The organism is Xanthomonas boreopolis (assembly GCF_046529185.1).
Taxonomy (GTDB): domain Bacteria; phylum Pseudomonadota; class Gammaproteobacteria; order Xanthomonadales; family Xanthomonadaceae; genus Pseudomonas_S; species Pseudomonas_S boreopolis.
Genome location: NZ_CP097162.1, coordinates 3,986,015 through 4,006,158, shown reverse-complemented (window position 1 = coordinate 4,006,158; position 20,144 = coordinate 3,986,015). Strand labels below are relative to the sequence as shown.

The 20,144-nt window shown below is 69.2% G+C and carries 21 protein-coding genes; 14 read left to right on the top strand and 7 right to left on the bottom strand.

Going from position 1 to position 20,144, the window contains the following annotated elements; all coding sequences use genetic code 11:
- The first annotated feature begins 26 nt into the window (after positions 1–26).
- The 6 genes from M3M27_RS18000 to M3M27_RS17975 are packed head-to-tail and all read left to right on the top strand — an operon-like array spanning position 27 to position 4,727.
- Positions 27–503: a DUF2244 domain-containing protein gene (locus M3M27_RS18000; protein WP_140726239.1), complete on the top strand. Its 477-nt coding sequence runs from the start codon at positions 27–29 to the stop codon at positions 501–503.
- 58 nt (positions 504–561) lie between these two features.
- Entirely contained in the window at positions 562–1,425 is an 864-nt protein-coding gene (gene coxB / locus M3M27_RS17995) for a cytochrome c oxidase subunit II (protein WP_434028042.1), read from the top strand.
- A 44-nt stretch (positions 1,426–1,469) separates the two neighbouring features.
- The gene (ctaD, locus tag M3M27_RS17990) at positions 1,470–3,074 is read left to right on the top strand and encodes a cytochrome c oxidase subunit I (protein ID WP_434026495.1); all 1,605 of its coding nucleotides are present in this window, start codon (positions 1,470–1,472) and stop codon (positions 3,072–3,074) included.
- The gene (locus tag M3M27_RS17985) at positions 3,055–3,231 is read left to right on the top strand and encodes a hypothetical protein (protein ID WP_177497861.1); all 177 of its coding nucleotides are present in this window, start codon (positions 3,055–3,057) and stop codon (positions 3,229–3,231) included. The genes ctaD and M3M27_RS17985 overlap by 20 nt, the downstream gene beginning before the upstream one ends.
- A complete protein-coding gene (locus M3M27_RS17980; protein WP_434026494.1) occupies positions 3,228–3,818 on the top strand; it encodes a cytochrome c oxidase assembly protein in 591 nt (196 codons plus the stop codon). The genes M3M27_RS17985 and M3M27_RS17980 overlap by 4 nt, the downstream gene beginning before the upstream one ends.
- A 33-nt stretch (positions 3,819–3,851) precedes the next feature.
- Positions 3,852–4,727: a cytochrome c oxidase subunit 3 gene (locus M3M27_RS17975; protein WP_140726255.1), complete on the top strand. Its 876-nt coding sequence runs from the start codon at positions 3,852–3,854 to the stop codon at positions 4,725–4,727.
- A 78-nt stretch (positions 4,728–4,805) separates the two neighbouring features.
- Here M3M27_RS17975 and M3M27_RS17970 read toward each other — a convergent pair whose 3' ends face one another.
- The gene (locus tag M3M27_RS17970) at positions 4,806–5,024 is read right to left on the bottom strand and encodes a twin transmembrane helix small protein (RefSeq protein WP_140726258.1); all 219 of its coding nucleotides are present in this window, start codon (positions 5,022–5,024) and stop codon (positions 4,806–4,808) included.
- A 57-nt stretch (positions 5,025–5,081) separates the two neighbouring features.
- Here M3M27_RS17970 and M3M27_RS17965 point away from each other — a divergent pair, with 57 nt between their 5' ends.
- The 4 genes from M3M27_RS17965 to cyoE are packed head-to-tail and all read left to right on the top strand — an operon-like array spanning position 5,082 to position 8,481.
- A complete protein-coding gene (locus M3M27_RS17965) occupies positions 5,082–5,819 on the top strand; it encodes an SURF1 family protein (protein WP_140726261.1) in 738 nt (245 codons plus the stop codon).
- A 13-nt stretch (positions 5,820–5,832) separates the two neighbouring features.
- Entirely contained in the window at positions 5,833–6,408 is a 576-nt protein-coding gene (locus tag M3M27_RS17960; protein WP_140726264.1) for a hypothetical protein, read from the top strand.
- 13 nt (positions 6,409–6,421) lie between these two features.
- A complete protein-coding gene (locus M3M27_RS17955) occupies positions 6,422–7,591 on the top strand; it encodes a COX15/CtaA family protein (RefSeq protein ID WP_434026493.1) in 1,170 nt (389 codons plus the stop codon).
- Positions 7,588–8,481 carry a heme o synthase gene (cyoE, locus tag M3M27_RS17950; RefSeq protein WP_434026492.1) on the top strand — a complete coding sequence of 298 codons (894 nt, stop codon included), beginning with the start codon at positions 7,588–7,590 and terminating at the stop codon, positions 8,479–8,481. Before M3M27_RS17955 ends, cyoE begins: the two co-directional genes overlap by 4 nt.
- A gap of 13 nt (positions 8,482–8,494) precedes the next feature.
- Here the strand turns inward: cyoE and M3M27_RS17945 are convergent, their stop codons facing one another.
- The 6 genes from M3M27_RS17945 to rpsU form a co-directional block, all read right to left on the bottom strand.
- On the bottom strand, positions 8,495–9,466 hold the full coding sequence (locus tag M3M27_RS17945; protein ID WP_140726274.1) for a bile acid:sodium symporter family protein: 972 nt from the start codon (positions 9,464–9,466) through the stop codon (positions 8,495–8,497).
- A 94-nt stretch (positions 9,467–9,560) separates the two neighbouring features.
- Positions 9,561–11,294, bottom strand: a complete 1,734-nt coding sequence (gene dnaG, locus M3M27_RS17940; RefSeq protein ID WP_434026491.1) for a DNA primase — start codon at positions 11,292–11,294, stop codon at positions 9,561–9,563.
- An 86-nt stretch (positions 11,295–11,380) separates the two neighbouring features.
- A complete protein-coding gene (locus M3M27_RS17935; protein ID WP_434026490.1) occupies positions 11,381–12,256 on the bottom strand; it encodes a YihY/virulence factor BrkB family protein in 876 nt (291 codons plus the stop codon).
- Between the two features lie 231 nt (positions 12,257–12,487).
- A complete protein-coding gene (locus M3M27_RS17930) occupies positions 12,488–14,611 on the bottom strand; it encodes a TonB-dependent siderophore receptor (protein ID WP_434026489.1) in 2,124 nt (707 codons plus the stop codon).
- Positions 14,612–14,768: 157 nt separating this feature from the next.
- On the bottom strand, positions 14,769–15,215 hold the full coding sequence (locus M3M27_RS17925) for a GatB/YqeY domain-containing protein (RefSeq protein WP_434026488.1): 447 nt from the start codon (positions 15,213–15,215) through the stop codon (positions 14,769–14,771).
- Between the two features lie 145 nt (positions 15,216–15,360).
- Entirely contained in the window at positions 15,361–15,576 is a 216-nt protein-coding gene (gene rpsU, locus M3M27_RS17920) for a 30S ribosomal protein S21 (RefSeq protein ID WP_002808376.1), read from the bottom strand.
- A 168-nt stretch (positions 15,577–15,744) separates the two neighbouring features.
- Between rpsU and tsaD the strand changes: the two genes are divergently transcribed.
- From tsaD to M3M27_RS17900, 4 genes are all read left to right on the top strand, one after another.
- Positions 15,745–16,806, top strand: a complete 1,062-nt coding sequence (gene tsaD / locus M3M27_RS17915; protein WP_434026487.1) for a tRNA (adenosine(37)-N6)-threonylcarbamoyltransferase complex transferase subunit TsaD — start codon at positions 15,745–15,747, stop codon at positions 16,804–16,806.
- Between the two features lie 60 nt (positions 16,807–16,866).
- A complete protein-coding gene (folB, locus tag M3M27_RS17910) occupies positions 16,867–17,220 on the top strand; it encodes a dihydroneopterin aldolase (protein ID WP_434026486.1) in 354 nt (117 codons plus the stop codon).
- Between the two features lie 110 nt (positions 17,221–17,330).
- Complete coding sequence (locus tag M3M27_RS17905; protein WP_434026485.1) at positions 17,331–18,611, top strand: mechanosensitive ion channel family protein; 1,281 nt, start codon at positions 17,331–17,333, stop codon at positions 18,609–18,611.
- Between the two features lie 81 nt (positions 18,612–18,692).
- The gene (locus tag M3M27_RS17900; protein ID WP_140726301.1) at positions 18,693–20,144 is read left to right on the top strand and encodes a circularly permuted type 2 ATP-grasp protein; all 1,452 of its coding nucleotides are present in this window, start codon (positions 18,693–18,695) and stop codon (positions 20,142–20,144) included.

Genomic DNA, 20,144 nt, shown 5'->3' with positions numbered 1-20,144 from the left:
TTTCCCGCGGCAAGCGCGGTTGCGACATGATCGAGGTGCTGCCCGTATCAGCGGATGGATCAGGTACGCAGCTGCGGCTGCGGCCCCCACGGGCGATGACGGCCCGGCAGTTCGTCATGTTGTTTGCCGCCCTGACGGGGGCGATGTGGCTGGTGGCTGGCCTGGGTTGGTGGGCCGGCAACGTGTTCGCGCCGCTCTTCGCCTTGCTGCACAGTGTCCTGGTGGCATATGCACTGCGCGAACTGTGGCGCAGTGGCGAGCGTGAAGAGGCGATCCGGGTGGGGCCGGCCGTAGTCGAAGTCTTCCAGCCCCCCCGATCTCCCCCCACGTTCCGGGCGCATCCGCATTGGGTGCGGCTGCAGTTGGAAGGTGACGAAAAACTGGTGTTGGTGAGCAGCGGGAGGCAGGTCGAGGTCGGCAGTTTCCTCGGTCCGGCCGAACGCAGCGAACTGGCGACAACGCTTGAAGGCTTGCTCGCGGCCGCCGATGGCCGCAACCGATGACGCAAGGGTCTAGGCAATGAAGCAACGCAACGGCTGGGGCGGCAGGTGGGGAAGGGCGGTGATCGCGGCGGGGCTGGCGTCGTGGGCGTCGGGCGCATGGGCGCAGGCCGCCGACCCGAAGGAATGGCAGCTCAACATGGGCCGCGGCGTGACCCATACGGCGCGGATGGCCTACGAGGCGCACATGGTGGCGCTGTGGGTCTGCGTGGTGATCGGCGTGATCGTGTTCGGCGCGATGGGCTATGCGATCTTCAAGTTCCGCAAGTCCAAGGGCGCGGTCGCCGCGCAGTTCAGCCACAACACCAAGGCCGAGATCGTCTGGACGGTGATCCCGGTGCTGGTCCTGATCGCGATGGCCTGGCCGGCCACCGCCAAGCTGATCGCGATGTACGACACGCGCGATTCGGAAATGACCATCAAGGTCACCGGCTACCAGTGGATGTGGAAGTACGAGTACCTGGGCGAGAACGTCGAGTTCACCAGCCGCCTGGCGCGCGAATCCGACCGCATCCGCCAGAGCGGCGAGCGGCCGACCGCGGCCTCGCAGCCGCACTACCTGCTCGACGTGGACAACCGGCTGGTGCTGCCGGTGGATACCAAGATCCGCTTCGTCATCACCTCCGACGACGTGATCCACGCGTGGTGGGTGCCGGCGCTGGGCTGGAAGCAGGACGCCATCCCCGGGATCATCAACGAGGCCTGGACCAACATCGAGGTGCCCGGCGTCTATCGCGGCCAGTGCGCCGAACTGTGCGGCAAGGACCACGGCTTCATGCCGATCGTGGTCGAGGCGTTGCCGAAGGACGAGTTCAAGCGCTGGCTGGCCGCGCGCAAGCCGGCGCCCGCCGAGGCCGCCCCGGCGGCCCCCGCGGCGCAGCCGGCGGCGCCGGACGCTCCCGCGCCGGAACCGACCGGCACCTGATCCCCTCTCCGCACGCTCCGACTTCGCAAGGGTAGTCGCACGCCATGGCACATACCGCAGTCGATCACCACGGGCACCACCAGCAGGGCTTCTTCGAGCGCTGGTTCTTCTCCACCAACCACAAGGACATCGGCACGCTGTACCTGCTGTTCTCCTTCGTGATGTTCATCATCGGCGCGGCCATGAGCGTGGTGATCCGCGCCGAGTTGATGCAGCCGGGCCTGCAGTACGTCAGGCCCGAGTTCTTCAACCAGATGACCACCGTGCATGCGCTGGTGATGATCTTCGGCGGGGTGATGCCGGCGTTCGTCGGGCTGGCGAACTGGATGATCCCGCTGCAGATCGGCGCGCCGGACATGGCGCTGCCGCGCATGAACAACTGGTCGTTCTGGCTGCTGCCGGTGGCGTTCACCCTGCTGTTGCTGACGCTGTTCCTGCCCGGCGGCGCGCCGGCCGCGGGCTGGACGCTGTACCCGCCGCTGTCGCTGCAGGGCGGCTACAACGTGGCGTTCTCGGTGTTCGCGATCCACGTGGCCGGCATCAGCTCGATCATGGGCGCGATCAACATCATCGCCACGGTGCTGAACATGCGCGCGCCCGGCATCGACCTGCTGAAGATGCCGATCTTCTGCTGGGCCTGGCTGATCACCGCGTTCCTGCTGATCGCGGTGATGCCGGTGCTGGCCGGCGCGGTGACGATGCTGCTGACCGACAAGTTCTTCGGCACCAGCTTCTTCAATGCCGCCGGCGGCGGCGACCCGGTGATGTACCAGCACATCTTCTGGTTCTTCGGGCATCCCGAGGTCTACATCATGATCCTGCCGGCGTTCGGCGTGATCAGCGAGATCATCCCGACCTTCAGCCGCAAGCCGCTGTTCGGCTACCAGGCGATGGTGTACGCGATCGCGGCGATCGCGTTCCTGAGCTTCATCGTCTGGGCCCACCACATGTTCACCGTGGGCATGCCGCTGGGCGGCGAGATCTACTTCATGTTCGCGACGATGCTGATCTCGATCCCGACCGGCGTGAAGGTGTTCAACTGGGTCAGCACGATGTGGAGGGGCTCGCTGACCTTCGAGGCGCCGATGCTGTGGGCGGTGGCGTTCGTGATCCTGTTCTCCATCGGCGGCTTCTCCGGCCTGATGCTGGCGATCGTGCCGGCGGACTTCCAGTACCACGACACCTACTTCGTGGTGGCGCATTTCCACTACGTGCTGGTCACCGGCGCGGTGTTCGCGCTGATCGCGGCGGTGTACTACTGGTGGCCGAAGTGGACCGGGCGCATGTACAACGAGGCGGCCGCCAAGTTCCACTTCTGGTGGACGGTGGTGTTCGTCAACCTGCTGTTCTTCCCGCAGCACTTCCTCGGCCTGGCCGGCATGCCGCGCCGCATCCCGGACTACAACGTGGTGTTCGCCGACTGGAACCTGGTCAGCTCGATCGGCGCGTTCGGCATGTTCGTCACGCCGTTCCTGATGGCCGGCATCCTGCTGTCCTCGCTGCGCGGCGGCGCCAAGGCTTCCGACCGCGCCTGGGAAGGCGCCCGCGGCCTGGAATGGACCGTGCCCTCGCCGGCGCCTGCGCATACCTTCACCGTGCCGCCGGTGATCAAGCCGGGAGACCTCGCGCATGAAGACGTCGGCCACTGACGCGCCCGCGCAGGCGAGCACGGTGACGAGGCTGCTCTCGGCGGCGGAACGGCAGGCGCAGCAGCGCCGCGCGGCCCGTCGCACGGCATGGGCGGTCGGGCTGGTCGCGCTGGCGATCTACGCCGGCTTCATCCTCTCGGGAGTGATCGGGCGATGAACGCGCCGCAGCCCGCGCCGCGTTCCCCGACCGCCGGCCTGATGCGGCTGCTCGGCGTGGTGCTGGCGGTGTTCGTGCTGACGTTCTCGCTGGTGCCGCTGTACCGGATCGCCTGCGAGAAGGTGTTCGGGATCCGCATCGAGCGCGGGCCGGGCGCCTACCAGGCCGGCAAGCCGCTGGCGGGCAAGCGCACGGTGCGGGTGGAGTTCGACGGCAGCGTCAACTCGCGCCTGCCGTGGTCGTTCTATCCCGAGCAGCAGTCGATGGAAGTGGTGCCCGGCGAGCTCAACGAGGCGCTGTACTTCGCGCGCAACGACAGCGACCACGCGGTGGTCGGCAGCGCGGCGCCGTCGGTGGCGCCGGCGCGCGCCTCGGGCTACTTCAGCAAGACCGAATGCTTCTGCTTCACCGCGCAGACGTTGCAGGCTGGCGAGACGCGCGACATGCCGCTGCGCTTCATCGTCGATCCGAACCTGCCGGACGACGTCAAGACGATCACGCTTTCGTACGCGTTCTACCGCAACGACGCGTTGACCTCGGAGCTGCAGGGCGGCAACGCCGGCAGCGTGCCGAAGGCGGCGCCCTGACCACCACGGATGCAGACCGAACCGGGAACCACCATGGCCCAGCACACTTCCGACGCCAACGTTTACTTCGTACCGAGCCAGAGCCGGTGGCCGTTCGTCGGCTCGATCGCGATGTTCGTGACGATGATCGGCGTGGCGAGCTGGCTGAACGATGCGGCCTGGGGGCGCTGGACGTTCTTCGCCGGCATCGCGATGCTGGCGGCGACGCTGTTCATGTGGTTCGGCGACGTGATCCGCGAATCCAATTCCGGCGCCTACAACCGGCAGGTGGACGGTTCGTTCCGGATGGGGATGGTGTGGTTCATCTTCTCCGAGGTGATGTTCTTCGGCGCGTTCTTCGGCGCGCTGTTCTACACGCGCACCTTCGTGCTGCCCTGGCTGGGCGGCAGCGGCGACGGCGTGATGACCAACGAGCTGTTGTGGAACGGCTACTCGGCCGCCTGGCCAACCAACGGGCCGGGGCAGATCGGCGGGCAGTTCCAGACCATCCCGGCCTGGGGCCTGCCGCTGGTCAACACGCTGATCCTGCTCAGCTCCGGCGTGACGCTCACCATCGCCCATCATGCGCTGAAGGCCGGGCAGCGCACGAAGCTGCTGGTGTGGCAGGCGGCGACGGTGCTGCTGGGTTGCGTCTTCCTGTACTTCCAGGCCGAGGAGTACATGCATGCCTACAAGGAGCTCAACCTGACGTTGGGCTCGGGCATCTACGGCTCGACCTTCTTCATGCTGACCGGCTTCCACGGCATGCACGTGGCGCTCGGCACGATCATGCTGATCGTGATGTGGCTGCGCGCCGCGCGCGGCCATTTCACCCGCGACAACCACTTCGCGTTCGAAGCGGCGGCCTGGTACTGGCACTTCGTCGACGTGGTGTGGCTGGCGCTGTTCCTGTTCGTGTACGTGCTTTGAGGGCAGGGGCCGGGAATACGGGATGGAAGACGGCAAGCGCTCTGGCGGATCCCTGCGCCCGCCCCGCCGGCGGCCTCTTCAGCCGCCGATCCCGTGCGGCTTGATCAAGCCGGTATAGATGCCGAGCACCACCAGCAGGATCAGCGCCACCGAGAGGCCGATGCGCCAGGTCAGTGCCCTGACCGTGCGCTTGGTCTGGCCGCGGTCGTTGAGCAGGTAGTACAGGCCGGCGCCGAGGTTCCAGACGATGGCGATCAGGAACGCGACAATCAGCAGGGTCTTGAGCGAATCGTTCACGGTGGTCCCGGTGTCCGGTGCGGTGGAGCCATTGCAGCCGCTTTCGGGACGTTTGTCATGATGCGCCAGCACACGCGCATGGGGTTGTGGCTCCTGGCCTTGGCGGTGGCGGCCGGGTTCGCCGGGCTCGGCCACTGGCAGTGGCAGCGCATGCAGGCCAAGCAACGATTGCTGGACACGGCGGCGCACGTGCGCGACCGCACCGTGGCGTTGCCGCAGGCGCTGGCGCGACCGCCGGCGCTGGCCTGGGTCGAGGGCCGCGGCCGGTTCCTGCCGCAGCGCATCCTGCTGGACAACCAGACCCGCGACGGGCGGGCCGGCGTGCGTGTCTACCAGCCGTTCGAGGTGCAAGGCGCCCCTGCGCTGGTGCTGGTCGACCTGGGCTGGCTGGCGTTGCCGCCGGACCGGCGCCTGCCTTCGATACCGCCCGTGGCGGGGCCGGCCGAATTGCGCGGCCTGTTGGCGCCGCCGCCGTCGGCCGGGCTGGCGCTGGGCCCGGCGATGGCCCCGGCCGGGCAGGCGTCCACCTGGCTGGCGACGCGGATCGACCCGGACGCGGTCGCTCAGGCGTTGGGCGGGCGCGACATTTCGTCGCAGGTGCTGCGCCTGGATCCGGCCCTGCCGCTCGGCTACGCGCGCGACCTCGACCTGCTGCCCAACACGTTGCCGCCCGCGCGGCACTTGGCCTACGCGGTGCAGTGGTTCGGCCTGGCGCTGGCGGTGCTGGTCACCGCCGGCGTGCTGGAGGGGCGCCGGCGGCGCCAGGCGAGGCGGGCGGCGAAATCCACGGCATGAGAAAATCCCCGGCATGACTTCCTCCCCAACGGCCATGCCGCGTTCGGTCAAGCGCGGCCGCAGGATGCTGATCGCCCTGTTCGTGCTGTTCTTCGGCTCGATGTTCGTGGCCGGGGCGCTGCGCTTCTCGGGTTGGCAGCCGGCGGCCATGCGCAACCACGGCGAACTGTTGTCGCCGCCCGGCGACCTGCGTGCGCTGACCCCGCAGCTGGCCGGCGGCGGCGACTATGCCTGGGCGCCGTCCGAGCGGTTGTGGCGGATCGCGCTGGCGCCGCCGGCGGACTGCGTGCAGGCCTGCCTGGCGCTGGCGGAGGACCTGGACAAGGTATGGCAGCTGCTCGGCCACAATGCCGACAAGGTGCACGTGCTGTGGATCGGGACGCCGCCGGCGGGCCTGCCGGCGCTGCCGGAGTTGCGCGTGGTGCGCGACGATCCGCGCCTGCGGCGGCAACTGCCACGCCTGGACGAGGCCGGCGGCGTGCCGGTGTACGTGATCGACCCCAACGGTTTCGTGATCCTGCGCTATGCGCCCGGCTTCGACCCGGCCGGCCTGCGCGCGGACTTGGCGAAGCTGTTGAAACTGATGTGAGCCCTCTCCCGCGATGAACCCGATTTCCCGTCCGGCGTTGGCCCGGCACTTCCACCGCATGGTCTGGCTGGCGACGCTGTTCACGGCCTCCACGATCATGTTCGGCGCGTTCGTGCGCCTGTCCGATGCCGGACTGAGCTGCCCGGACTGGCCGACCTGCTACGGCCGCGCGACCTGGCCGGCGGCGCCGGCCGAGGTGGCCGACCATGCGGCGACCAGGATCCGCCCGCTGGAGACGCACAAGGCCTGGCGCGAGCAGGTGCACCGCTTCCTGGCCGGGTCGCTCGGGATCGAAGTGCTGGCGATCACCCTGCTGGCGGTGCGCCGGCGGCGCTTCGGCGTGGCCCAGGTGGTGGCCGCCTCGCTGCTGGTGGCGGCGGCGATCCCGATCTACATGCATGGCGATCACGTCGCCGCCAGTGCGCTGGCGATCGCCGGCGAGGCGATCCTGCTGCTGGCGGCGCTGCGCTGGTCCAACATCGACATGGCGCGCGCGGCGGTGCTGACGCTGGCGGTGGTGATCTTCCAGGCGCTGCTCGGCATGTGGACGGTGACCTGGCTGCTCAAGCCGATCGTGGTGATGGGCCACCTGTTGGGCGCCCTGCTGATGTTCGGGCTGCTGGTCTGGATGGCCTGGCGCGCGACCCACCTGCCGATCACCGTGGCCGATGCCGGGCGACTGAAGTGGCTGGTGCGCGCCGGCATCGCGGTGCTGACGCTGCAGATCGCGCTCGGCGGCTGGGTCAGCGCGAACTACGCGGCGCTGGCCTGCGGCGGCGGCACCTGGTCGGCCGACAACTTCCCGCGCTGCGTCGGCCAGTGGTGGCCGCCGCACGACTTCGCCGAAGGCTTCACCCTGTGGCGCGGCATCGGCGTGGACTACGAAGGCGGCGTGCTCGATGGCGCCTCGCGCATCGCGATCCAGATGGCGCACCGGCTGTGGGCGGTGGCGACCGCGCTGTACCTGTGGTGGCTGGCATGGCGGCTGTATCGCCAGCCGGGCCTGCGGGGCTGGGCGGTGGCGCTGGCGTTGCTGGTGGCGGTACAGGTCGCGCTGGGCGTCCTCAACGTCAAGCTGGCGCTGCCGCTGGAAGTGGCGGTGATGCACAACGGGGGCGCGGTCGCGCTGATGTTCGTGCTGGTGTCGCTGGTGGCACGGCTGCGCGCGCCGGAGCCGGCATGAGCGCCAGCGTCCGCGACTACTGGGACCTGACCAAGCCCAAGGTGGTCGGCCTGATCGTGTTCACCGCGCTGGTGGGCATGGCGCTGGCGATCCCGGGCATGCCGAGCGCGCAGCAGGCGCGTGCGGGCGCGGTCGGCTTCTTCGGCATCTGGCTGGCGGCGGCGGCCGCGGCGGCGATCAACCAGCTGCTCGATGCGCGCATCGACGCGCAGATGGCGCGCACCTCGTGGCGCCCGCTGGTGGTGGGCAAGGTCAAGCCGTGGCAGGTGCTGGTGTTCGCCAGCGTGCTGATCGTGGTCTCGATGGCGATGCTGGTGTTGTGGGTGAACACGATCACCGCGGTGCTGACCTTCGCCTCGCTGATCGGCTATGCGGTGATCTACACCGTGTACCTCAAGCGGGCGACATCGCAGAACATCGTGATCGGCGGGCTGGCCGGCGCGATGCCGCCGATGCTGGGGTGGGCCGCGGTGACGGGGCTGCCGAGCGCGGCGGACTGGATCAACTCGGCGCTGCTGGTGGCGATCATCTTCGTGTGGACGCCGCCGCATTTCTGGGCGCTGGCGATCTTCCGCCGCGCCGACTACGCCAAGGCGGCGATCCCGATGCTGCCGGTCACCCATGGCGTGGAGCATACGCGGCGGCAGATCATGGCCTACACCATCGGGCTGACGGTGGTGACGCTGTTGCCGGTCGCCACCGGCATGAGCGGGGTGTTCTATCTGGGCGGCGCGCTGGTGCTGGACGCGGTGTTCCTCTGGTATGCCTGGCGCATGCTCGATCCGCCGGACGAGCTGTTCTCGATGAAGACGTTCGGCTACTCGGTGGTGTACCTGATGGCGCTGTTCGCGTTCCTGCTGGTCGACCACTGGCTGCTGGCGCTGGCCTGAGCCCCCGGCGGCGTCAGGCCTTGTGCCGGGCGTAGCGCGCGGCCACGAACGCGCAGACGATCAACTGCAGCTGGTGGTAGATCATCACCGGCAACACGATCGCGCCCAGGCTGCCGCCGGCGAACATCACCTTGGCCATCGGTACGCCGGTGGCCAGGCTCTTCTTGGAGCCGCAGAACACGATCGGGATCTCGTCGGCGCGCGCAAAGCCCAGCCCGCGGGCGATCCAGGTGATCAGCACCATCGCCACCGCCAGCAGCACCGCCGCCACCGCCAGCACGCCCAGCAGCGCAGGCAGGGGCGTCTTGTGCCACAGGCCTTCGATCACGGCCTCGCTGAAGGCGGTGTAGACCACCAGCAGGATGGTGCCCTGGTCGGTGTAGCGCAGGATCGCGCGGCGGCGTTCCACCCACCGGCCGATCCACGGGCGCAGGAAGTGCCCGGCCAGGAACGGCACCAGCAGCTGCAGCAGGATCTTGCCGATCGCCTGCGCCGGGTGCTCCATGCTGCCCTGCGCGCCGACCAGCAGGGTCATCAGCAAGGGCGTGAGGAACACGCCGAGCAGGCTCGACAGCGAGGCGGCGCAGACCGCCGCCGGCACGTTGCCGCCGGCCATCGAGGTGAACGCGATCGAGGATTGCACGGTGGACGGCAGCGCGCACAGGAACAGCACGCCGACGAACAGGTCCGGGGTGAGCAGCGCGTGCGACAGCGGCTTGGAGAGCAGCCCCAGCAGCGGATACAGCACGAAGGTGCAGGCCAGGATGACCAGGTGCAGCCGCCAGTGCAGCGCGCCGGCCTTGACCGCCTCGCGCGAGAGGCGCGCGCCGTGCAGGAAGAACAGGGCGGCGATGGCGAAGTCGGTGAAGCCGTCCATCGCCACGGCGGCGCGCCCGGACACCGGCAGCAGCGAGGCCAGGGCGATCGTGCACAGCAGCGCGAGGGTGAAGGAATCGATGCGCAACCGCGCCAGCCAGTTCTTCATCGGGCGTCCTTGGAGGTACGGGGTCCGGGCATTCTAAAGGCCATTCTTTCCCGCGCCTTTCCTGCGGCGCGGGCGTGCAGGGCGAGCCCGTTCCTCAGCGCTGGTTCGCGCGGGCCTTGAGCAGTTCGCGCAGCTCGTACTTGTCGGTCTCGTCCAGGCCCTGCGTGCGCTGCTTGGCCTGCAGCTCCTCCAGGCGCTGCTGCAGCAGCTGGCGCTCCAGCTGCGCGATCGCGTCGTGCAGTTCCTGCGACCAGCTGGCCTCGTCGCCGGGCAGTGCCTGCGCCGCCAGCTTGTGCAGCGCGGCCTGTTCCTCGCGCCCGGCGAAGTGCTCCAGCAGCGCGCCGGTGCTGATGTCCGGGCGCTGCTCGACCAGTTCCAGCAGCTCGATCAGCAGCTCCACGCCCGGCAGGCGCAGCCCGGCGAAGGCATGGTGGCCTTCCAGCGCGAGCGCCAGCGAAGGCTTCTGCAGCAGGATCGCGATCGCCGCACGCACCAGGCTGCGCTTCTGCGCCGGCGCGACCGCGCGCGGCGCGCGCGCCGGCGGCGGCGCGGGATTGCCGGGGACCGGCGCGCCGACGCCGGTCAGCCGCGCCAGTTCCTGGCGCATCAGGTCGCCGAAGGCGCCATCGGGGATCTGCGCCAGCAGCGGGCGCGCGCGCTCGGCCAGGCGCGCCTTGCCGTCGAGCGTGGCCAGGTTGATCTCGCGCGCGATCTCGTCGAAGAAGAACTGCGACAGCGGCGTGGCCTGCTTCAGGCGCGCGTCGAACGCGTCCTTGCCTTCCTTGCGCACGATGGTGTCCGGGTCCTCGCCCTCGGGCAGGAACAGGAAGAACGCCTGGCGCCCGTCCTTCATCCGCGGCAGCACCGATTCCAGCGCGCGCCAGCCGGCCTTGCGCCCGGCGTTGTCGCCGTCGAAGCAGAAGTACACGTCCGGCGCGTTGCGGAACAGCAGCTCGGCGTGCTCGGGCGTGGTCGCGGTGCCCAGCGTCGCCACCGCCTGGGTGACGCCGAACTGGAACAGCGAGACCACGTCCATGTAGCCCTCGACCACGACCAGCCGCTCGATCTTCTGGTGCGCCTGCCTGACCTGCCACAGGCCGTACAGTTCGCGGCCCTTGTGGAACAGCGCGGTCTCGGGCGAGTTGAGGTACTTCGGGCCGTCGTCCTTGTCGAGCACGCGCCCGCCGAAGGCGATCACGCGGCCGCGGCGGTCGAAGATCGGGAACATCACCCGGTCGCGGAACTTGTCGTAGACGTGGCCGCGGTCGTTCTTGGAGAACAGCCCGGCGCGGTCGAGCAGCTTCATGCGGCGCTCGTCGGTGCCCAGCGCGTCCTTGAGCGCGCTGTAGCCGTCCGGGGCGTAGCCGATCTGGAAGCGCGCGCGGTTCTCGGCATCGACGCCGCGCTCGTCCAGGTAGGCGCGCGCCTTGTCGCTGCCTTCCAGGTGGCGCTGGAAGAACTTCGACGCCGCCTCCAGCGCCAGGTACAGCTCGCGGCCGTCGTCCTGCTGCGCGGCGTTGCGCTGCTGGGTGTCGCGCGGCACTTCCATGCCGGCGCGCTTGGCCAGCTCGTCGACCGCGTCGAGGAACTCGAGGCGGTCGTAGTTCATCAGGAAGCTGATCGCGGTGCCGTGCGCGCCGCAGCCGAAGCAGTGGTAGAACTGCTTGGTCGGCGAGACCGTGAACGAGGCCGAGCGCTCGTCGTGGAACGGGCAGCGCGCCGAATACTCCTTGCCCTGGCGCTTGAGCGGCACGCGCGCCTGGATGACCTCGACGATGTCCGTCCGGGCCAGCAGGTCGTCGATGAAAGCGTCGGGGATACGTGCCATGCAGGCCGATAGGATGCCATGTCGGTAGGAGCGGCGTGAGCCGCGATGGAGCTTTCCCGGGAAAGCCCTCGCGACTCACGTCGCTCCTACGCCGGCTCCGCTGGCGCCTCGGCCCGCGCCAGTGTTCTTTCGTCGATCACCGCGGTGATCAGCGCCCCGGCGAAGAACACCAGGGCGGCGTAGTACAGCCACACCAGCAGCAGCACCAGCGCGCCCATCGAGCCGTAGGCGCTGCCCGGCGCGGCTTGCGCCAGGTACAGGCCGATCAGGTAGCGGCCCAGCGCGAACAGCACCGCGGTGATCGCCCCGCCGAGCAGGGCCTGGCGCCAGGCCACGCGGCGGTCGGGCAGGTAGTGGTAGAGGAAGGCGAACGCGGCCGCGTACAGCAGCAGGGTGGTGGCGTAGCCGAGCGCCGGCAGCAGCGAGGGCAGGCGCGCGAAGGCGACCTGCAGGGCGGTGGTGGCGATCATCGAGACGATCAGCAGGAAGCCCAGCGCCAGCACCACGCCCATCGAGAACACCCGCTTCTTCAGCCAGGCCTTCAGGCCGTTGAGCTGCTGGCGGTCGGAACGGAAGATCAGGTTGAGCGCGCCCTGCAGCTGCGCGAACACCACGGTGGCGCCGACGAACAGCAGCAGCGTGCTCCACAGCCCGGCCAGGGTGCCGACGCCGGGCCGCTCGGTGGCGTTGCGGATCACCGTGGCGGCCACCGCGGCGGCGTTGGCGCCGGCCATCTGCCCGATCTGCTCCACCAGCGACTGCTGCGCCGGCGGATACAGCGAGGCGGTCAGCCACAGCAGCAGCACCAGCAGCGGCGCCAGCGACAGCAGCGCGTAGAACGACAGCGAGGCGGCCTGGGTCATCAGGTCGATCTCGGCGAAGCGTTGCGCCAGCGCGGCCGGGAGGCTGCGCCGGGCGCGCTCGGAAAGCCGCAGCAGGCGCGGGGACAGGCGTGGAACCATGCGCGAAACCGGAAAGCGGGCGACGTGCAGGTTCTAGCAGGAGCGGGCACAAGGGCGGATGAAATCGCGCCTGAAGCACGAAACCCGCCGGGATGGCGGGTTTCGCGCACTCGATTGGCGCCGATTGTGGGAGGGGCTTCAGCCCCGACAGGCTTTCCCGGCCGTCTGTCGGGGCTGAAGCCCCTCCCACAGGGGATGGCTGAAGCCCGGGTTCGCGCCCCCGGCCGCCGCTCAGAAACGCCAGTTCAGGCTCAGCGTGTAGTTGCGCGGTGCGCCGTAGTAGCCGCTGTAGCGCAGGGTGTTGATGTACTTCTCGTCGGTGATGTTGTGGACGTTGACCTGGACCGTGGCATTGGGCAGGAAGTCCCAGGCGGCGAACGCGTTGAGCACCGCGTAGCCGCCCTGGCGCACGGTATGACCGCTGGATTCCACGTTGAAGATCTCGCTCTGCCAGCGCCCGCCGATGCCCAGCGACAGCGCCTTGTAGTTCGGCAGGCGGCCGCTGAGCAGCAGGTTGGCGGTGCGGCGCGGCACCCACGAGTAGGTGTCGTCGCCATTCAGGCCGTCCAGCTTCAGTGCGGTGTAGCCGAAGACCAGGTCGAGGTCGTCGGTGAGCTTGCCGACCGCCTCGAACTCGACGCCCTTGGACTTCACGTCGACGCCGGCGTAGATGCTCTGGCCGAATTCGTTGTACTCGCCAGTCGCGGTGGCCAGCCCTTCCTGGTCGGCCTTGAACACGGCCAGCGTGGTCAGCAGGCGCTTGTCCAGCCAGTCGGCCTTGACGCCGACCTCGTAGTTCACGCCCTTGCTGGGATCGAGGTAGCGATCATCCGCGCCCACCTGGTCCTGAGGCTGGTAGAGATCGGAGTAGCTGACGTAGCCAAGGACGTTGTCGCTGAAATCGAAGGTCAGGCCGCCGTAGGGGCTGGTGTGGCTGGTGGTCAGGTCGGCGTTGACTCCCGAGGAAACACCCTCGCGGATGTATTCGGCGTAGTTGACGCCGACGATGGCCTTGAGCCGGTCGTTCAGCGCGATCCGGGTGGCGCCGAACGCGCGCTTCAGGCGCTGGGTCAATTCGGCATAGAGCGCCTCATCGCTCCAGGTCGGCTCGGCGATGGCGCTGGTGGCGTACGGGAAACTGGGCAGGAGTTCCCCCCAGGCGTAATCCAGCGCGCTGCGCTCCCAGTTGTTGGTTTCGCTGCGGGCGAGGCTGACACCCAGCATCGCGTCGTGCTCACGGCCGAACGCCTCGAAATGCCCGTTCAAGGTCGCCGTGCCCAGGTGCGCGACCACCCTGTCCCTGCCCGCCCACGGATAGCCGACCAAGCCCTGGTTGGTCTCCGGATCGAGGCCGGTGCCGGTCCCATCGTAGGCGTAGAACATCTTTTCCGTGCCGGTGCTGCGGCGGTAGTTGTACGCCACCTTCAACTGCCAGTCCTCGCCGAGCTGGTGGGTGTATTCGGCGAAGCCGTTCTGGTTGTTGGTGTTCCAGAACGTCCAGTCCTGGGTGGTGGTGGCGCTGGTCGGCCACTCGGCCTGGGTGCCGTCGCTGTAGATCCAGGCCAGCGCGCCCCACATGATGCCGTCGGACTTGGCGCTCTGCGCCGAATAGCCCAGCGTCAGCGTGCCGTTCTCGCCAATCTGCCCGTCGACCACGCCGTAGAAGAAGTCGCGCTTGTTCTCGTTGGCGCGCAGGTACGACTCGCCGTCCTCATGCGCGGCGACGAAGCGCGCGGCCCAGCGGCCGTCCTGGGTCAGCGGCGAGGAGTAGTCGGCCTGCGCGCGCACGGTGCCCCACGAGCCGTAGCTGATGCCGGCTTCGCCCTGTTCCTCGTTGGTCGGGCGCTTGCGCACGTAGTTGATGGTGCCGGCGGCATTGCCGACGCCGGTGAGCAGGCCGTTGGCGCCGCGGATCACTTCCACCTTCTCGTAGCCGTAGGCGTCCTGCGCGCCGGTGGCGATGCCCCAGCCGTTGGGCAGGCCGACGCCGTCGATCTGGGTGTTCTGGATGTCGAAGCCGCGCGAGGAATAGGTCGTGCGGTTGGTTTCCCACTCATCGACCTGGATGCCGGTGGCCAGCTTCAGCGCGTCGTTGACGCTGGTGGCGCCGAACTGCCGCATCTGCTCGCCGCTCACCACGCTGATCGACTGCGGGGTGTCCTTGATCGTCAGGTCGAGGTTGGTGGCGCCGTTGCTGACGCGCTCGGCGCGCTGGGCGACGACCAGCACCGCATCCAGGTCGGCGGGAGTGGCGTTCGCGGCGGTCTGCGCGTGGGCGTGGAAGGCGGCCAGCAGGGCGATGGCCAGCAGCGACGCGCGCGGCAGCCCGGCAGTACGGGGGGAGGAAACGGACATGGAGGGATTTCCGGATGGGTTGTGGGCCAGACGCCGCGGCCGTGCCGGCGTCCATCACGGAAATTTTACATGATAATGATTCTTGTTGTCGCTGGTCGTGGGGCCGGCGGCAGCGTCATCGCGCCGCAGGCCGCGGCGCCGCGCACCGGGGCGGGGGTCAGCCCGCCAGCGCCTGCTTGACCAGCCGGGACACCAGGCCCATGTCGGCCTGGCCGGCCAGCTTCGGCTTCAGCGCGCCCATCAGCTTGCCCATGTCGGCCGGGCCGGTGGCGCCGGTCTGCGCGATCGCGGCCTGGATCGCGGCGGCGATCTCGGCCTCGCCGAGCTTGGCCGGCAGGTAGCGCTCGATCACCACGATCTCGTCGCGCTCGATCGCGGCCAGGTCCTCGCGGCCGGCGCCCTCGTACTGGGACACCGAGTCCTTGCGCTGCTTGACCATCTTGTCGAGCACGGCGACCACGGCGGCATCGTCCAGCTCGATGCGCTCGTCCACTTCGCGCTGCTTGATCGCGGCGTTGATCAGGCGGATCACGCCCAGGGTCTGCTTGTCGCCGGCCTTCATGGCGGCCTTCATGTCGTCGGTGAGCTGCTGCTTGAGGCTCATGGGTGTTTTCCTGGGTTCGGAAAGGCGCAATGGCCGGAAGGTACGAACACAAAAAGCCGGCGACGCTCGCGCGTGCCGGCCCCTTGGCGTCGCTCGACGGTCGTGCCGCGCGGATCGCGCGACGCGTGCCGTGACGGCGGGTCTATCAGTACAGGCGCTGACGCTTGGTGACGTCGCGCGAGGAGCGGCGCAGCTGGCGCTTCACCGCCGCGGCGGCCTTGCGCTTGCGCTCCTGGGTCGGCTTTTCGTAGAACTCGCGCTTGCGGGTCTCGGCCAGGACGCCGGCCTTCTCGCAGGTGCGCTTGAAACGGCGGAGCGCAAACTCGAAGGGCTCGTTCTCGCGGACTTTGACGCTGGGCATGGGTTCTCCAGGGATGGCATATCCGACCGGCGGGCCGGGCGGTGCGAGCGGACTCGCATGACGAAAATGTCCGGGTTTCCCCGGCGAGCCGTGCATTATAGCGGCTCGCACCGCCACTGCAAGCGCCCGGGTTTGGCGCACGCGGCGAACCGGTCCAGAATGGCGTCCATGAGAGTCCTGGGCATCGAATCCTCCTGCGACGAGACCGGCGTGGCGGTCTACGACATCGCGCAGCCCCCCGGCCAAGGGCTGCTGGCCCACCACGTCTACAGTCAGATCGCCCTGCACGCCGAGTACGGCGGGGTGGTGCCCGAACTGGCCAGCCGCGACCACGTGCGCAAGCTGCTGCCGCTGGTGCGGCAGACCCTGGCCGATGCCGGGCTGGGCAGCCACGAGCTGGACGGCGTGGCCTATACCGCCGGCCCGGGCCTGGTCGGGGCGCTGCTGGCGGGTGCGGCGGTGGCGCGGTCGCTGGCCTGGGCGCTGGAGCTGCCGGCGATCGGCGTGCACCACATGGAGGGCCACCTGCTGGCGCCGCTGATGGAGGACGACCCGCCCGAGCCGCCGTTCGTGGCGCTGCTGGTCTCCGGGGGGCACACCCAGCTGGTGTCGGTGGAGGCGATCGGCCGCTACCGCCTGCTCGGCGAGACCCTGGACGATGCGGCTGGCGAGGCCTTCGACAAGACCGCCAAGCTGATGGGCCTGCCGTACCCGGGTGGCCCGCAGCTGGCGGCGCTGGCCGAGCGCGGCACTCCCGGCAAGTACCGTTTCGCCCGGCCGATGACCGACCGGCCGGGGCTGGATTTCAGTTTCTCGGGGCTGAAGACCCAGGTGCTGCTGGCCTGGCAGGCCAGCGACCAGGCCGAGCAGACCCGGGCCGACATCGCGCGCGGTTTCGAGGACGCGGTGGTCGATACGCTGGCGATCAAGTGCGAGCGCGCGCTGGACGAAGCCGGTTGCGACACGCTGGTGGTCGCCGGCGGCGTCGGCGCGAACAAGCGCCTGCGCGCGAAGCTGCAGGCGATGTGCGCGCAGCGCGGCGGCCGCGCCTGTTTCCCGCGGCCGTCGCTGTGCACCGACAACGGCGCGATGATCGCCTTCGCCGGCGCGCTGCGCCTGCAGGCGGGCCAGCGCAACGATGCGGCGATCCATGTCACGCCGCGCTGGGACATGGCGATGCTGCCGCCGTTGGCGGCAGGGGATACGGGACCGGGGATCCGTGATTCGTAGAACGCTCCGCTCCTGCCCTCGTCCCCTCTCCAATCCCGAGTCTGCCAATCCCTGCTCCCCATGGACAAAGTCTTCATCGAAGGTCTCGAAATCGACGCACTCATCGGCATCTACGATTGGGAGCGGCGCATCCGCCAGACGCTGCGCTTCGACCTGGAGATGGGCTTCGACAACCGCCGGCCGGCGGCCAGCGACGACATCGCCGACACGCTCAACTACAAGGCGGTGAGCAAACGCCTGGTCGAGTTCGTCGAACGATCGGATTTCGGCCTGGTGGAAACGCTGGCCGAGCGGTGCGCGCAGATCGTGCTGCACGAGTTCGACGTGCGCTGGCTGCGGTTGAAGCTGAGCAAGCCCGGCGCCGTGCGCGGCGCCAGCGCGGTCGGCGTGGTCATCGAGCGCAGCCGCGACTGACGCCCGCGGCCGACCGGCCGCGACCCGCCCGAGAGGCGCCGCCGGCGCCAGGCATCATCGGCCCGCCCGGCTGCAATGGCGCGGCAGGCGGGCGAGGAAAGGAGGTTTTCATGCTGGATATCGCCATGCCCGTGCACGGCCTGGAGCGCCTGCAACGATGGCTCGCGCCCTATCCCTGGGCCTACGACGCGCTGGTGGTCGCCTGCCTGCTGCTGCTGGCCTGGGGCGCCAACTGGCTGACCAAGCGCGTGCTGCTGCGCGGGTTGCAGAAGCTGCTGAGCCGGATCGCCGGCGGCGCCTCGCAGCACGACCAGGGCGTGCGCCTGCAGGTGGTGCCGCGCCTGGCCAACGTGGTGCCGGCGCTGGTGCTGTCGGCCGGCATCGGCGCGGCGCCGCACCTGCCGGAGATCGTCGTGGCCGCGGTCGGGAAGCTGTGCCATGCCTTCATCGTGCTGACGGTGGCGCTGGCGATCTCGCGCGCGCTGGACGTGGCCAACCAGGCCTACGAACGCCGTGCCGACGCGCGCGACCGGCCGATCAAGGGCTACCTGCAGGTGGCCAAGATCATCCTGTTCGCCCTGGTCGGCCTGTCGATCGTGGCGACGCTGGCGGGCGTGGACTTCGCCAAGGTGGTGACCGGCCTGGGCGCGATCACCGCGGTGCTGATCCTGGTGTTCCAGGACACCCTGCTGTCGCTGGTGGCCAGCGTGCAGATCAGCAACGACGGCCGCGTGCGCCTGGGCGACTGGATCGAGATGCCGAGCCAGAACGCCGACGGCGACGTGATCGACATCGCCCTGCACACGGTGACGGTGCAGAACTTCGACAAGACCATCACCACGATCCCCACCAAGAAGCTGATCAGCGATTCGTTCAAGAACTGGCGCGGCATGACCGAGGCCGGCGGCCGGCGGATCAAGCGCTCCCTCTACCTGGACCAGCACAGCGTGCGTTTCCTCGAGGACGAGGAGGTCGAGCGGATGCGCCAGCTGGAGGTGCTGCGCGACTACCTGGACCGCAAGCGCGGCGAGATCGCCGAGTGGAACGCGCAGCTGGACAGCCGCGGCGCGGCCCGGGTCAATGCGCGCCGGGTCACCAATCTGGGCACGTTCCGCGCCTACGTCGAGCAGTACCTGCGCGCGCACCCGCAGGTGCATCCGCAGATGACCCTGCTGGTGCGCCAGCTGCAGCCGACCACCACCGGCTTGCCGCTGGAGGTGTACTGCTTCGCCAACGACACGCGCTGGGCCCGGTACGAGCAGATCCAGGCGGACATCTTCGACCACCTGCTGGCGATGCTGCCGCTGTTCGGCCTGCGCGTGTTCCAGGAATCCAGCGACGCCATGCTGATGGCCGGCGCGCGGGTCCAGGCCGCCGCGCCCGGCTCTTGACGCTCCGGCGGGCAAGGTGCATGTTGCAGCACAGCATGCCGCGCGGCACCGCGCCGCCGGATGCGGACAGCATGGGGCGCGATGGACTGGAGCAGGTACCGTACGGCCACCTATGACGAGCTGATCCAGGCCGACGGCGCCTCGCGCCCGGCCGCCCGGCCGGTCGTCGAATACCTCTCCAGCCTCTCCGGGCGCGAAATCTCCGAACGCCAGCTCGCCGCCGACGTCGCCGCGCGGGTCATGGGCATCACCTTCACGGTCTATTCCGACGGCCGCAACGTCGATCGCACGCTGCCGTTCGACCTGATCCCGCGCACCATCCCGCTCAGCGAGTGGCGCCGCACCGAGGCCGGGCTGAAGCAGCGCATGCAGGCGCTCAATATGTTCATCGGCGACCTGTACGGCGCGCAGCGCATCGTCAAGGACAAGGTGTTCCCGGCGATGCTGCTGGCCGAGTCGGTGAACTTCCGCCCGCAATGCGTGGGCATCGCGCCGCCGCTGGGCGTGTGGGCGCACATCTGCGGCTCGGACCTGGTGCGCGATGCCGACGGCACCCTGTATGCGCTGGAGGACAACCTGCGGATCCCTTCCGGGGTGAGCTACATGCTGGAGAACCGGCAGGTGGCCAAGCGGGTGTTCCCGGAACTGTTCGAGACCACGGCGATCCTGCCGGTCGACGAGTACCCGTCGCAGCTGTACGACACGCTGGCCGCGCTCAGCCCGCGTCCCGGCGACGTGCCGGTGATCGCGCTGCTGACCCCGGGGGTGTTCAACAGCGCCTATTTCGAGCATGCCTACCTGGCGCAGGCGATGGGCATCGAGCTGGTCGAGGGCGACGACCTGTTCGTCGCCGACGACGACTGCACCTACATGCGCACGGTGTACGGCCCGCGCAGGGTCGACGTGGTCTACCGGCGCATCGACGATGCCTTCATCGACCCGGAAGCGTTCCGGCCCGACTCGGTGCTGGGCGTGCCGGGGCTGATCCGCAGCTGGCGCGCCGGCAAGGTGGCGCTGGCCAACGCGCCCGGCGCGGGCGTGGCCGACGACAAGGTGGTGTTCGCCTACGTGCCGGCGATGATCCGCTACTACCTCGACCAGGAACCGATCCTGCCGAACGTGCCGAGCTACCTGTGCCACGACGACGAGGACCGGCGATACGTGCTCGAACACCTGGAGGAGCTGGTGGTGAAACCGGCCAACGAATCCGGCGGCTACGGCATGCTGATCGGGCCGCGCTCGACCAAGCGCCAGCGCGAGCAGTTCCGCAGGCTGATCGAGGCCGACCCGCGCAACTACATGGCGCAGCCGACGCTGAACCTGTCCACCGCGCCGATCGTCACCGAGGACGGGCCGGCGCCGCGGCACCTGGACCTGCGCCCGTTCATCCTCTCGCGCGAGGACACCTACGTGACCACCGGCGGGCTGACCCGGGTGGCGATGCAGGAGGGCTCGCTGGTGGTGAATTCCTCGCAGGGCGGGGGCGCCAAGGACACCTGGGTGGTCGACCTGGACGAAGAGGAAGGGGGCTGA